Annotated in this window: 10 protein-coding genes; 6 read left to right on the top strand and 4 right to left on the bottom strand. The window is 71.3% G+C overall.

Features of this window, described 5'->3' with window-relative positions:
- The first annotated feature begins 71 nt into the window (after window positions 1–71).
- A complete protein-coding gene (locus D1350_RS01115; protein WP_125773018.1) occupies window positions 72–650 on the top strand; it encodes a GNAT family N-acetyltransferase in 579 nt (192 codons plus the stop codon).
- A 434-nt stretch (window positions 651–1,084) separates the two neighbouring features.
- Here the strand turns inward: D1350_RS01115 and D1350_RS01110 are convergent, their stop codons facing one another.
- Window positions 1,085–2,209, bottom strand: a complete 1,125-nt coding sequence (locus tag D1350_RS01110) for an NADH:flavin oxidoreductase/NADH oxidase (protein ID WP_125773016.1) — start codon at window positions 2,207–2,209, stop codon at window positions 1,085–1,087.
- 198 nt (window positions 2,210–2,407) lie between these two features.
- Here D1350_RS01110 and acs point away from each other — a divergent pair, with 198 nt between their 5' ends.
- From acs to D1350_RS01090, 4 genes are all read left to right on the top strand, one after another.
- On the top strand, window positions 2,408–4,441 hold the full coding sequence (gene acs, locus D1350_RS01105; protein WP_125773014.1) for an acetate--CoA ligase: 2,034 nt from the start codon (window positions 2,408–2,410) through the stop codon (window positions 4,439–4,441).
- Window positions 4,442–4,538: 97 nt separating this feature from the next.
- Complete coding sequence (gene mshD, locus D1350_RS01100; RefSeq protein WP_125773012.1) at window positions 4,539–5,489, top strand: mycothiol synthase; 951 nt, start codon at window positions 4,539–4,541, stop codon at window positions 5,487–5,489.
- Between the two features lie 56 nt (window positions 5,490–5,545).
- Window positions 5,546–7,972 carry an RNA degradosome polyphosphate kinase gene (locus D1350_RS01095; RefSeq protein WP_240643799.1) on the top strand — a complete coding sequence of 809 codons (2,427 nt, stop codon included), beginning with the start codon at window positions 5,546–5,548 and terminating at the stop codon, window positions 7,970–7,972.
- 26 nt (window positions 7,973–7,998) lie between these two features.
- Entirely contained in the window at window positions 7,999–8,973 is a 975-nt protein-coding gene (locus tag D1350_RS01090) for an NUDIX hydrolase (RefSeq protein WP_240643798.1), read from the top strand.
- A 4-nt stretch (window positions 8,974–8,977) separates the two neighbouring features.
- Here the strand turns inward: D1350_RS01090 and D1350_RS01085 are convergent, their stop codons facing one another.
- The 3 genes from D1350_RS01085 to D1350_RS01075 form a co-directional block, all read right to left on the bottom strand.
- Window positions 8,978–9,982: an inorganic phosphate transporter gene (locus D1350_RS01085; protein ID WP_125773010.1), complete on the bottom strand. Its 1,005-nt coding sequence runs from the start codon at window positions 9,980–9,982 to the stop codon at window positions 8,978–8,980.
- 6 nt (window positions 9,983–9,988) lie between these two features.
- Complete coding sequence (locus tag D1350_RS01080) at window positions 9,989–10,609, bottom strand: DUF47 domain-containing protein (protein ID WP_125773916.1); 621 nt, start codon at window positions 10,607–10,609, stop codon at window positions 9,989–9,991.
- A 364-nt stretch (window positions 10,610–10,973) separates the two neighbouring features.
- Window positions 10,974–12,428 carry a sugar porter family MFS transporter gene (locus D1350_RS01075; protein WP_125773008.1) on the bottom strand — a complete coding sequence of 485 codons (1,455 nt, stop codon included), beginning with the start codon at window positions 12,426–12,428 and terminating at the stop codon, window positions 10,974–10,976.
- A 224-nt stretch (window positions 12,429–12,652) separates the two neighbouring features.
- Here D1350_RS01075 and D1350_RS01070 point away from each other — a divergent pair, with 224 nt between their 5' ends.
- On the top strand, window positions 12,653–13,252 hold the full coding sequence (locus tag D1350_RS01070; protein ID WP_125773914.1) for a hypothetical protein: 600 nt from the start codon (window positions 12,653–12,655) through the stop codon (window positions 13,250–13,252).
- Window positions 13,253–13,254 lie beyond the last annotated feature (2 nt).

The following is a 13,254-nucleotide window of genomic DNA, read 5'->3' as shown; positions in this document are numbered from 1 at the left end:
AGGCCTCCGCCGTCACGACCGCGGGCCAGCGCCCGCGTCGCTCCAGCCTGCCCTCCGACGATCGGAACCCCATGACCATCCTGATCCGCCCGTACGCAGACCCCGACGAGACCGGGTGGCTGCGGTGCCGCGTCCTGTCGTTTCTCGGCACCCAGTACTTCGACGACGTCAAGACCCGCCCCACCACCTTCGAGCTGCCTGCCGTCCGGCTCGTCGCCGAGGCGGAGAACGAGATCGCCGGCATCCTCGACGTCGAGATCGACGGCGGGCTCGCCACCATCGACACGATCGCCGTGCATCCCGACCACGCCCGCAAAGGGATCGCGAGCGCCCTCCTGGACGCCGCACTTCCGGAGCTCAGCGACCGGGGTGCCACCGAGGTCGACGCCTGGACGCGCGAGGATCCCGTGGCCAACGCCTGGTACCAGGCAACAGGCTTCGCCGAGGCGTACCGGTACCTCCACGTCTACAAGGGCTGGGACGAGCCGTCGGACGGGCTCACAGCCCCCGACGGGCTCACCCTGCAGACCGCGTTCCTGCACGCTCCGGTCGAGCGGGAGACCGAGCTCCGGGCAAGGTTCGCCCGGGTGCACATCTGCCGCCGTTACCTTCGCCCCCTGGAAGTCCCTTCCACAGGCAATCCCAGGTAACGGGGAAGCGCGTTCGCCAAGTTATTTCCGAAACCAATGAAAACCTGGAACACATGAACATCACAGCGTTAATTGTGAAGATATCCCTGCACCCGTTGCGCACGCATTGAGAAGTTGCTGTGATGGGCACCACAGCAAGAAACACAGGACGGCGGACACCCACGCGCAGGAAGTCCACATCAGGACTCGTCGAGCGGGCTTGACCCGATGCGACGGAGCAAGCAGCGCCTGATAGTCCCCGTCCAGCTGGCGAGCGCGGCATCCGGCTGAGGAAGCTCCCGGATGCCGTACTCGTGGGATCGAGAAACTCGCCACCGTGGTGGCCGGGCCTGCCGCCTGATTGATTCGCGACAATCACGCGGCGCGGCCCGGCCACACGGCGAATCGATACGGCGGGCATTTCCACCACACCTCGCACACCGGCGGAAAAGCAATTACCCCCGCTGCGCCATGGCCATCTCGGACCTCCACGGGGCGCGCTCGTACTGCGGCTGCCAGGACACCCCCGACTCGGCCGGGACGCGGCTCGTCCCCGCAACGACACCCAGCTCGTGGGCCGCGCGCAGGGCCCAGCGCGGGTCTCGCAGCGCCGCCCGTCCGAGCATGACGACGTCGGCCGCCCCGCCCGCGACCACCTCCTCCGCGTGCAGCGGCTCGCTGATCAGCCCGACCGCACTCACCGGCAGCCCCGACACCTCGCGGATGCGGCGGGCGAACGGCACCTGATACCCCGGTCCGGTCGGGATGGTCGCCGGCGCGACCCCGCCCGTCGAGACGTCGACCAGGTCGACGCCGTGCCGGGAGAGCTCCTCGGCCACGAGCGCGACGTCCTCGACCGTGAGCCCGTCCTCGCGCCAGTCCGTGGCGGACACCCGCACGAACAAGGGCTTCTCCGCCGGCCAGACGGCCCGGACGGCGTCGACCACCTCGATGAGCAGGCGTGCGCGGTTCTCGAGCGTGCCGCCGTACTCGTCGTCGCGCCGGTTCGCGATCGGCGACAGGAACTGGTGCAGCGGGTAGCCGTGGGCCGCGTGCACCTCGACCACGTCGAAGCCCGCCCGGTCGGCCCGGACAGCGGCGGCCGCGAACGCCTCCGGCACCGCGGCGACCTCGTCGGCCTCGAGCGCGCGCGGCGCAGCGAGCCCGTCGTGCGCCACGGCCGACGGCGCCACGGTGGCCCAGCCGCCGTCGGACACCGGGACGCTGCCGCTCTCAGGTGCCCACGGCCGGAACTCCGAGGCCTTACGCCCGGCGTGCGCGAGCTGGATTCCCATGAGGGTGCCGCGGTCGTGCGCGAACGCGACCACGCGGGCCCAGGCCGCGAGCTGGTCGTCGTTCCACAGGCCGGTGTCCTGCGGGCTGATCCGGCCCTCGGGCACAACGGCGGTCGCCTCGGTCACCACGAGACCGAACCCGCCCGTGGCGAGCGACCCGTAGTGCACGAGGTGCCAGTCGTCGGGCATCCCGCCGGTGGCGGAGTACTGGCACATCGGGGCCACCCAGGCACGGTTCGGGAAGGTGAGGCCACGGAGGGTGACCGGTTCGAAGAGTCTGCTCACGCCGAGGCAAACACCACACCGGCCGCGACGTGTTCCCGACGGGCATGCCCGGCTGGTAAGCCGGGCTTCGGTGCGGAGCAAAGAAGCGGTACCGTCTCAGACTGTGACCGGGGTCTCTGACCCCGGTTAAACTCCACAAGGCAGGAGTCCTTCCAAATCCTGCCGTCGCACCCGCGAAGACGCGCACCGGAGGTCGCCGTGACAGACACCCAGCCATCGACAGAGCCGTCGGGCTCGACTGCCAGCCTCGAGAACCTCCTGCACGAGACGCGCAGCTTCCCGCCGAGCCCTGAGTTCGCCGCCCAGGCGAACGCCCAGCCAGGTAGTTACGAGGAGGCCCGCGCGAACCGTCCCGAGTTCTGGGCGAAGCAGGCTCGCGAGCTCGTGACCTGGAAGACCCCCTTCACCGAGACGCTCGACTGGAGCGGCGCCCCCGTCGCCCGGTGGTTCGCGGACGGCACGCTCAACGCGGCCTACAACGCCGTCGACCGGCACGTCGAGAACGGGCTGGGCGACCGCGTCGCGCTGCACTTCGAGGGCGAGCCCGGCGACACCCGCTCCATCACGTACGCCGAGCTCCAGCGCGAGGTAGCCCGCGCGGCCAACGCCCTCGCCGCGCTCGGCGTCACCGTCGGCGACCGGGTGGTCATCTACCTGCCGCTCCTCGTCGAGTCGGTCGTCGCCATGCTGGCGTGCGCCCGGCTGGGCGCGCCGCACTCCGTCGTGTTCGGCGGCTTCTCCGCGGACGCGCTGCGCAGCCGCATCGCCGACGCGGAGGCCACGCTCGTCATCACGGCCGACGGCGGCTACCGCCGCGGGGCGCCGTCGGCCCTGAAGCCCGCCGTCGACGAGGCGATCGCGCCGCGCGAGGGCGACTCCGAGACCACCGTGCGCCACGTCCTCGTGGTCCGCCGCACGGAACAGGAGGTCGCCTGGACCGAGGGCCGCGACGTCTGGTGGCACGAGGCGCTGGAGGCGGCCGACACGTTCCACGAGCCCGCGTGGGTCGAGGCCGAGCACCCGCTGTTCATCCTCTACACGTCCGGGACCACCGGGAAGCCCAAGGGGATCCTGCACACCACGGGCGGCTATCTCACCCAGGTGGCGTACACGCACAAGAACGTGTTCGACCTGAAGCCCGAGACCGACGTCTACTGGTGCACCGCCGACATCGGCTGGGTCACCGGCCACTCCTACGTGGTCTACGGGCCGCTGCTCAACGGCGCCACCCAGGTGCTCTACGAGGGCACGCCCGACACCCCGCACCGTGGCCGCTGGTGGGAGCTCATCGAGAAGTACAAGGTCTCGATCCTCTACACGGCGCCCACCGCCATCCGTACCTGCATGAAGTGGGGCGAGGACATCCCGGGCCAGTTCGACCTGTCGTCGCTCCGCGTGCTCGGCAGCGTCGGGGAGCCCATCAACCCCGAGGCCTGGATGTGGTACCGCCGCGTGATCGGCGCGGACCGGACCCCGATCGTCGACACGTGGTGGCAGACCGAGACCGGCGGCATCATGATCAGCCCGCTTCCCGGAGTCACCGCGGCCAAGCCCGGCTCGGCCCAGGTTCCGCTCCCGGGCATCGCAGCGGACGTCGTCGACGACGAGGCCAACCCGGTGCCCGACGGCGGCGGTGGGTACCTCGTGCTGACGGAGCCGTGGCCTGCCATGCTCCGCGGCATCTGGGGCGACCTCGAGCGCTACAAGGAGACGTACTGGTCCCGGTTCGAGGGCCTGTACTTCGCCGGCGACGGCGCCAAGAAGGACGAGGACGGCGACATCTGGCTCCTCGGCCGCGTCGACGACGTCATGAACGTCTCCGGTCACCGCCTCTCCACCACGGAGATCGAGTCGGCCCTCGTGTCGCACGACATCGTGGCCGAGGCGGCGGTCGTCGGCGCCAACGACGAGACGACCGGCCAGGCTGTGGTCGCGTTCGTGATCCTGCGCGGCGAGCACGCGAACCGTGCGTCCGACGCCGAGGGCGCCGCCCAGGTCCAGGAGGAGCTGCGGTCGCACGTCGCCAAGGAGATCGGCCCGATCGCCAAGCCGCGCAAGATCCTCGTCGTGGCCGAGCTGCCCAAGACCCGGTCCGGCAAGATCATGCGCCGCCTCCTGCGCGACGTCGCCGAGAACCGCGCCGTGGGCGACGCGACGACCCTGGCGGACTCGTCGGTGATGGACCTCATCTCCGCGGGCCTCAACGCGCCGTCGGCCGCCAACGAGGACTGATATCCCGGTGCCGAGGTAGTGCCTTCGTCCGACGAAGGCACTACCTCGGCGGGGTGGCCGGCCGCCTGTCCGAGCGGGCCTGGGGGAGGATGGGCCTGTGCTCATCGCTCCTCCCTTCGAGATCGGCCCCCTCGACCCCGCCGCGCAGCGCGCGGTCCGGGAGTTGGCCGCCGCCGCCGAGCAGCACGACGGCGTGGCGCCGCTCTCGGAACAGTTCCTCCTGAACCTCTCGGTCGACGACGAGTGGGTGACGCACGTCGTCGCGCACGACAAGCTCGGCGCGACCATCGGCTACGCGCAGATCGACCGCTCGGGCGACGTGGCGAGCGCCGAGCTCGTGGTGCGGCCCGAGCGCCGCCGGAACGGCACCGGGCGCCTCCTCCTGCGGATCGCCGAGCGCGACGCGACGCTCCCCGCCCGGTCGGGCGAGCCGGGCCAGCACGGGAAGACGTTGCACGTGTGGGCCCACGGCGACCTGCCGGAGGCGCGCGGACTCGCCGAGAAGGCCGGCTACCGTCCCGCACGCGAGCTCCTCTTCCTGGCCCGGCCCCTGGACAAGGACCTTCCGGCCCCCCGGCCTGTTCCCGTCGGCCTGCGCCTCCGGACCTTCGTCCCGGGGCACGACGACGGCGCGTGGCTCGGCCTCAACGCCCGCGCGTTCGCGTCGCACCCGGAGCAGGGCCGCCTCTCGCCGGCGGACCTCGCGGCCCGGCAGGCCGAGCCCTGGTTCGACCCGGACGGCTTCTTCCTCGTGGAGTCGGCCGACAGCGGCGAGCCCGCCCTCCGGGCCTTCCTCTGGACCAAGGTGGAGCAGCCAGGGCCGGACGGCACCCGCGACGGCGAGATCTACGTGGTCGGCGTGGCCCCCGAGTCGCAGAGCCTCGGCCTGGGAAGTCTCCTGACGAGCGTGGCCCTGGCACACCTCGCAGAGGTCGGCTGCACACGAGCGGTCCTGTACGTGGAGGGGGACAACACACCCGCCCTCGCCACCTACGAGAAGGCGGGCTTCACCCGGGCCGGTTCCCACGTGCAGTACACACGGGCCTGACTCAAACTAGGGAAACTCGTCACCCACGGTTCATCCGACGGTGACACCATGAGGGCATGAAGGACGCCACAGGACGAAGCTCCAGGACTCGAGACGCGCGGGGCCGGTTCGTCGGGACCGTCAGCGCTGCCGTGGCGACGAAGTCGGCCCCCGCCCCCGAGGTGAGGGCGTCCGTGAAGACCGAGGAGGAGACCCGCGTCGTGCACCAACAGCCTGCCCTTGCGCCCCGTGCGATCGACCCGAGCCTGGCCGCCCACATCGCCGAGCACATCGCGGAGGATCCAGCCGACGAGGCGCAGCTCGCCGCGGCGGCGCAGGCTGTGGCCGACCCCCTCCCCGCAGACCGGTTCGCCGACCGGGAGCTCAGCTGGCTCGCGTTCAACCGGCGCGTGCTGGAGCTCGCCGAGGACGACCGCATACCGCTGCTCGAGCGTGTACGTTTCCTGGCCATCTTCGCGTCGAACCTGGACGAGTTCTTCATGGTCCGGGTCGCCGGCCTGAAGCGCCGTATCGCCACCGGCATCGCGGTCACGAGCGCCTCGGGCCTCGCCCCGCGCGAGGTGCTGCGCGGCATCTCGGACGGCGCGCACGAGCTGATGGTCCGCCACGCACGACTGTTCCAGGACGAGGTGCAGCCCGCGCTGGCGTCCGAGGGCATCACGCTCGTCCACTGGGACGAGCTGGAGCAGCGTGAGCAGGAGCGGCTGCACAAGTTCTTCCGCCGGCAGATCTTCCCGGTGCTGACCCCTCTGGCAGTCGACCCGGCGCACCCCTTCCCCTACATCTCGGGACTGTCGCTGAACCTGGCCGTCGTGGTCGCCAACCCCGCCACGGGCAAGGAGCACTTCGCGCGCGTCAAGGTGCCGCCGCTGCTGCCGCGTTTCATCGCGGTGGACGCGACCGGCAAGCCGCGCCGGCCCGGGACGCGCAAGGCCGACCCGCAGCGCGGGCCCATGTCGTTCGTGCCGATCGAGGACGTCATCGCGCAGCACCTCGACTATCTCTTCCCCGGCATGGAGGTGCGGGAGCACCACACGTTCCGCGTCACCCGCAACGAGGACGTGGAGGTCGAGGAGGACGACGCCGAGAACCTGCTCCAGGCCATGGAGAAGGAGCTGCTCCGCAGGCGCTTCGGCCCGCCGGTGCGCCTCGAGATCGCCGAGGGCATCAGCGCGCGCATCCTGGACCTCATCGTCCGCGAGCTCGGCGTGCGCGACGAGGAGGTCTACACGCTGCCGTCGCTCCTCGACCTCACCGGCCTGAACCTCATCGCGGACCTCGACCTCACGGCGCTGCACTACCCGCCGTTCGTGCCGACCACGCACCGGCAGCTCGCCGAGGTGGAGAGCGCCACAGCGTCCGACGTCTTCGCGGCGATCCGGCGGCGCGACGTCCTGCTCCACCACCCGTACGACTCGTTCTCCACGTCGGTGCAGACGTTCCTGGAGCAGGCGGCGGCGGACCCGGCCGTCCTCGCCATCAAGCAGACGCTCTACCGCACCTCCGGCGACTCCCCCATCGTGGACGCCCTCATCGACGCCGCCCAGGCCGGCAAGCAGGTGCTCGCTCTCGTCGAGATCAAGGCGCGCTTCGACGAGGAGGCCAACATCTCGTGGGCGCGCAAGCTCGAGCAGGCGGGCGTGCACGTGGTGTACGGGATCGTCGGGCTCAAGACCCACTGCAAGCTGTCGCTCGTGGTACGGCAGGAGCGCGACGGCTCGCTCCTGCGCTACTGCCACGTCGGGACGGGCAACTACCACCCCAAGACCGCCCGCATGTACACCGACCACGGCCTGCTCACCTGCGACCCGGACGTGGGCCAGGACCTCACGCGGCTGTTCAACCAGCTCTCGGGCTACGCGCCGCAGTCCCGGTTCCACCGACTGCTCGTCGCGCCCCGCAGCGTCCGCACCGGCCTCGTCGAGCGCATCGAGCGCGAGGCAGAGGCGGCCCGCGCAGGTCACGAGGCCTGGGTCAAGATCAAGGTCAACTCGGCCGTGGACGAGACGGTGATCGACGCTCTCTACCGGGCCTCGCAGGACGGCGTGAAGGTGGACCTCCTGGTGCGCGGCATCTGCTCGCTGCGCCCCGGCGTCCCCGGCCTCAGCGAGAACATCCGCGTCCGGTCGGTGCTCGGCCGGTTCCTGGAGCACTCCCGGCTCTTCGCGTTCGCGAACTCGGCGGGCCCCGCCATCGCCGAGGGACCCGACAGCGGTCCCGAGGTGTTCATCGGCTCGGCGGACCTGATGCACCGCAACCTCGACCGCCGCGTCGAGACGCTCGTCCGCCTCACGGACCCCGGGCACGTGGCCGAGATCGTCGAGCTGATCGACACCTCGATGGCCGACGACACGGCGTCCTGGCACCTGCAGCCCGACGGGACGTGGGAGCGCCACGCCAGCGGACCGGACGACGAGCCGCTGCGCGACATGCAGGCCCTTCTCATCCAGCGCCAGCGGCGGCGCCTCGAGCCCGTCCGGTGAGGACCGCGCTGCTGATGGAGACGCCGGTGACCGGCTCCCACGCGCCGGTGATCGAGACGGCGGGCGGCATCGTCTGGCGCGAGCGCGGCGGGGAGCTCCAGGTCCAGCTGGTCCACCGGCCACGCTACGACGACTGGTCCTGGCCCAAGGGCAAGCTCGACGAGGGGGAGTCGCACCAGGCGGCAGCGGCCCGGGAGATCGCTGAGGAGACGGGCAAGCCCGTGATCCTCGGCCGGCCCCTCCCGGGCCTCCAGTACCTCACGCCCGAAGGCCGCGTGAAGCGGGTCCGCTACTGGGCGGCCCGGAAGGCACGGCGGAGCGTCGACGGGTACGCGCTCGCCGCACGAGCCCCAGTGGCCGACCAGGACGAGGCGGAGATCAACGGTGTCGAGTGGCTGGACACCGAGAAGGCCGCGAAACGCCTGACCCGGGAGACCGACCGCGCCCCGCTGGACGCCCTGGTGGCCGCTCATGAGGCCGGGGAGCTGGCGACCCGGGTGCTCGTCATCGCGCGCCACGGCCGGGCGCTCCCGCGGACGGTCTGGCACGGCGGGGAGCGGGACCGACCCCTGACCCCGGTCGGGCACGCTCAGGCGGCGGCGCTCGTGCCCGTCCTGGCCGGCTACGGCGTGGAGACCGTCATCTCCTCCCGCTGGGAGCGGTGCGCCGCCACGATCGAGCCGTACATCCGCGCCAGCGGGCAGCGCCCCGCGTTCAGCGAGAGCCTCAGCGAGGCGCAGCACGAGCGCTCACCCTCGCGGGTCGCAGCCGCCGTGCTCACCCTGCTCGACGACGGCGCCGCCCTGCTCTGCACCCACCGGCCCGTGCTGCCCACGGTCCTCGACGTGCTGGGCCAGCACGCCCCCCGCTCGGTGGCCGACTCCCTGCCGTCCGACGATCCCTACCTCGAGCCCGGAGAGGCCCTCGTCGCGCACGTCGTGGACACGCCGGACGGACCGAGGGTCGTGGCGGCGGAGAAGGTCGGCCCCCCGCTCTACTGAGTCGCTAGGCCAGGAGCGGGGAGAGGAGCCACGTCGTCACCGCGGCCACCAGGGCTGCAGCGGGGATCGTGGAGACCCATGCCAGGACGATGTTCTTCGCCACGCCCCAGCGGACCGCGGAGAGCCGGCGCGTGGCGCCGACGCCCATGATCGCCGAGGTGATCGTGTGCGTGGTGGACACGGGCGCGTGCAGCGCGAAGGCGTTCACGTAGAGCACCACGGCCGAGACCGACTCCGCGACGAAGCCGCGCGCCGGGTCGAGCTCGATGATCCGGCGGCCGAGCGTGCGCATGATGCGCCAGCCACCGGCGTACGTGCCGGCCGAGATCGCCGCGGCGGCCGAGAGCTTGACCCACAGGGGGATGCCCGCGTCCGGGTCCGCCCAGCCGGCTGTGAGGAGCGCGAGGTAGATGACGCCCATGGTCTTCTGGGCGTCCTGCAGGCCGTGCCCCAGGGCCATCGCCGCCGCGGACGCGGTCTGCGCGAGGCGGAACCTGCGGTTGGTCCGGGCCGGTGCGGAGCTCCGGAAGATCCAGAGGACGCCCACCATGACGACGAACGCGAGGGCGAAGCCCACCACCGGCGAGACCACCATCGGCAGGACGACCTTGTCCAGGATGGCCGACCAGAAGACCGTCATGCCGCCCGCCAGGCCCGCGCCCACGAGCCCGCCGATGAGGGCGTGCGTGGACGACGACGGCAGGCCGAACCACCAGGTGATCAGGTTCCAGACGATCGCCCCGACCAGGGCGCAGAGCACCACCGTCAGCGCGGCGTGCGACGACGTCCCCTCGAGGTTCACGATCTCCCTCGCGATGGTCTCCGCGACCTCGGTGCCGAGGAGCGCACCGAGGAAGTTCATCGCAGCGGCCATGATGAGCGCCACGCGCGGCGTCAGCGCCCGGGTCGAGACCGAGGTGGCGATCGCGTTGGCGGCGTCGTGAAAGCCGTTGGTGTAGTCGAAGCCGAGGGCGAGCGCGACAACGAGCACGACGAGTGCGGTCTCCACGACGGCTCAGGACTCCTTGAGCGCGATGGTCTCGACCATGTTGGCCACACGCTCGAAGTTGTCCGCGGCGTCCTCCAGGACGTCGACGATCTCCTTCAGCTTGATGAGCAGGATGGGGTCTGTCACGTCGTCGAAGAGCTGGGCGATGAGCTTGCGGTGCAGCTTGTCGGCCTGGTTCTCCAGGCGGTTGACCTCGACCCAGTATTCGGCGAGCTGGTTCATGGAGCGCAGGCGGGGCATGGCCTCCGCCGTGAGCTCAGCAGCGCGGTGCAGCACCTGGACCTGCTCGGACACGCGGTCGGGCAGGCGGTCCACCTTGTACAGGACGATGAGGTCGGCGGCCTCCTCCATGTCGTCCATGCAGTCGTCCAGAGCGGAAGCGAGGCCGTAGATGTCGTCCCGGTCGAAGGGGGTGACGAAGGTCTGGTTGAGACGGCGCATGATCGAGTGCGTCGCGTCGTCGGCGAGGTGCTCGATGTCGCGCAGCTGTGCGGCGAGCTCCTCCCGGCCTGCGCGATCGGCTCCGAGCAGCTCCGCGAGGAGCGACGCCCCGGTAACGAGGTGCTGAGCCAGAGCGGCCAGAAGGTCGAAATACGTGGTGTCACGCGGCGTGAGACGCAGGCGCACGAGCTGCTCCCGTTCGGAGGGCACTGGAACAGGTTCAGCGTAGGGCTCGGCGCCGGATAGTCGCCAATTTGATGATTGTTACTTTGACGGCTCGTGACAGACCGCACAAGGTCCGCCCCGCCCTGGCGTCGTTGCCGGGGACCTGGACCGGCCAGGATGCGGGAAAGGTGAGCGACACCGGACCGGGAGCGCCTCTCGGCGCGGGGCCGCTCGAAGCGGCTTGAGGTGGAGCCCGGGGCTACCGCAGCCCGGCGTCGCGTTGACCATCCTAGCGGGAGACCCCGTCTTGCCAAGAGGTTCCGGCCGACCTTGTGGGTGACGTACGTCGCCTCAGGCGACCGTCTGCGCCCTACCTGCCGGTCGCTCAGCCTCGGACGTACGCCTGGTCCCCCATGTCCTCCAGCTCCTTGCCCTTCGTCTCCGGGACACGGGTCAGGACGAAGACGAACGAGAGGGCGGCGAAGATCGCGTACATGAGGTACGGGATCGTGGCACCCCACGCGGCGAGCATCGGCGGGAACGTCAGGGTGATGGCGAAGTTGGCGATCCACTGCATGCCGGCCGCGACCCCCAGCGCGGCAGCGCGGATGCGGTTGGGGAACATCTCGCCGAGCAGGACCCAGACGAGCGGGCCCCAGGAGGCGCCGAAGAAGACGACGAAGGCGTTGGCCGCCACCAGTGCGACGGGGCCCCAGGCCCCGGGCAGCGAGATGTCGTCGGCGCTGCCCGTCGCCTGCGTGAACGCCAGGGCCATGATCCCGAGGCTCAGCGTCATGCCGGCCGAGCCGATGAGCAGGATCGGCCGGCGGCCCACCTTGTCGATCAGGGCGATCGCGATGAAGGTGACCGCCACGTTGGTGACCGCCGTGATCGTCGAGACCGTGAAGGCCTGGCTCTCCTCGAAGCCGACCGCCTGCCACAGCGTCGTGGAGTAGTAGAAGATCACGTTGATCCCGACGAACTGCTGGAAGACCGACAGCAGGATGCCGACCCACACGATGGGCTTGAGACCGAACCGGTCGCCTCGAAGGCTGCCCTGCGCCAGGTTGGCCTCGTCGACGGCGATGCTCCGGTGGATCTGGTCCAGCCGGTCGTCCACGTCCTCGTCAGGACCCAGCACGGAGGCCAGGACCCGCCTCGCCTCGTCGTCCCGGCCCTTCGCCGCCAGGTAGCGGGGCGACTCCGGCATCCGGAGCGCGAGGATCCCGTACACCGCCGCGGGCACCACGCAGACCAGGAACATCCAGCGCCAGGCCTCCCACCCGAACCAGAGCTCCTCCGCGGCGCCGCCCGCGGTGGTCGCCAGGATCTGGTCGGACAGGAGGGCCGCGAAGATGCCGACGGTGATCGCGAGCTGCTGCAGCGAACCGAGCCGGCCACGCAGGGCCGCCGGGGCGATCTCGGCGATGTACGCGGGGGCGATGACGGAGGCGATGCCGATGCCGACGCCCGCCATGAACCGCCAGACCGCCAGGTCCCACGCCGAGAACGCGATCGCGGAGAGCACCGACGAGACGAAGAAGAGCACCCCACCCAGGACCATGACGTGCGTGCGGCCCCACCGGTCTGCGAGGCGGCCGCCGGCCCAGGCGCCGAGCGCGCAGCCGAGCAGCGCGACGGCGACGACCAGTCCCGTGACGGTGGAGTCCAGCTCGAACTGTCCCTCGATCGCGTTGACCGCTCCGTTGATCACCGAGCTGTCGAAACCGAAGAGGAAGCCGCCGACGGCGGCGGCGAACGCAAGGCCGAGGGCCTTGCGGTGCGCGCTGCGCGCGCCCGTGGACCCTGTGGGAACCGCCTCGCCCGACTGCGTCGCCATGTCCCACTCCTCGCGTACCGGCGAGCCCGGCGGGCCCGGTCCTGGCTCGATGCTAGGTCGGGGCCACGAGCCCTGCGCGGCGAAGGCGCCGCCCGCAGCCCGTGTGACGCCCGCCCGTAGAAATCGTTGCGCTACGCGCGAAAGCACAGGTACTCCTCCTGGGCAACGATCTCGGAGACACTGGGCGGGTGACAGAAGACCGCAGGCCACCCCGCCGCCCAGCCATGCTCGACCCGCGTTCCGCGGAGGCGATCCCGGGCGACCTCGACCCTGCCCTGCGGGGTGAGGTGGCCCACGCCACGGCGCGCGCGCTGGTGGACAGGGCGCGGTCCGCGGAGGACCCGGTGGTGGTGGAACGACTCGTGCGGCTCGTCGAGACCGAGGGCCTGGACACGGTCGCCGGCCTGTGGGCCGACGCCGCGCCGGCCACCCTCCCGGGGGCTCTGTGGCGCCTCTACGTCCTGCGCGAGTGGGTGCGACGGGACCTGCAGACGGTGATGCTCCGCTATCGCCTCGGGGTCGACGCCGCGCCGGTGGACGAGGCTGTGGCGGGGGTACCCCGTCCGCCCGAGCCGGGGGACCTGCGCGTGCTGGTCGATGCGGTGCTGTCGGGCGTCTTCACCGGGGACCTGGGGGTCGCGCTGGAACGGGCCGGTGCGTTCTGCCGCATCCTCGCCACGGGCGCCGCGTTCGACGCGGACTCGCGGGAACCCGCAGACCCCGGCGGCGCGACGCGGCTCACGCTCGGCGCGTCGTCCCTGCTCCGGACGGGCGAAGAGCTGGAGCACGCCGCGAGCCTGTGGCGCCAGGGGCACCTCGAGTAGCC

The organism is Antribacter gilvus (assembly GCF_003946865.1).
Classification (GTDB): Bacteria; Actinomycetota; Actinomycetes; order Actinomycetales; family Cellulomonadaceae; genus Antribacter; species Antribacter gilvus.
Note: the sequence above shows the minus strand (reverse complement) of the source record. Positions and strands in the feature narration are given on the sequence as shown.

Excerpts from the sequence above, each read along its gene's own strand:
- D1350_RS01095 (WP_240643799.1), top strand. The coding sequence starts at position 5,546 with ATGAAGGACGCCACAGGACGAAGCTCCAGGACTCGAGACGCGCGGGGC.
- D1350_RS01075 (WP_125773008.1), bottom strand. The coding sequence starts at position 12,428 with ATGGCGACGCAGTCGGGCGAGGCGGTTCCCACAGGGTCCACGGGCGCG.
- D1350_RS01115 (WP_125773018.1), top strand. The coding sequence starts at position 72 with ATGACCATCCTGATCCGCCCGTACGCAGACCCCGACGAGACCGGGTGG.
- D1350_RS01070 (WP_125773914.1), top strand. The coding sequence starts at position 12,653 with ATGCTCGACCCGCGTTCCGCGGAGGCGATCCCGGGCGACCTCGACCCT.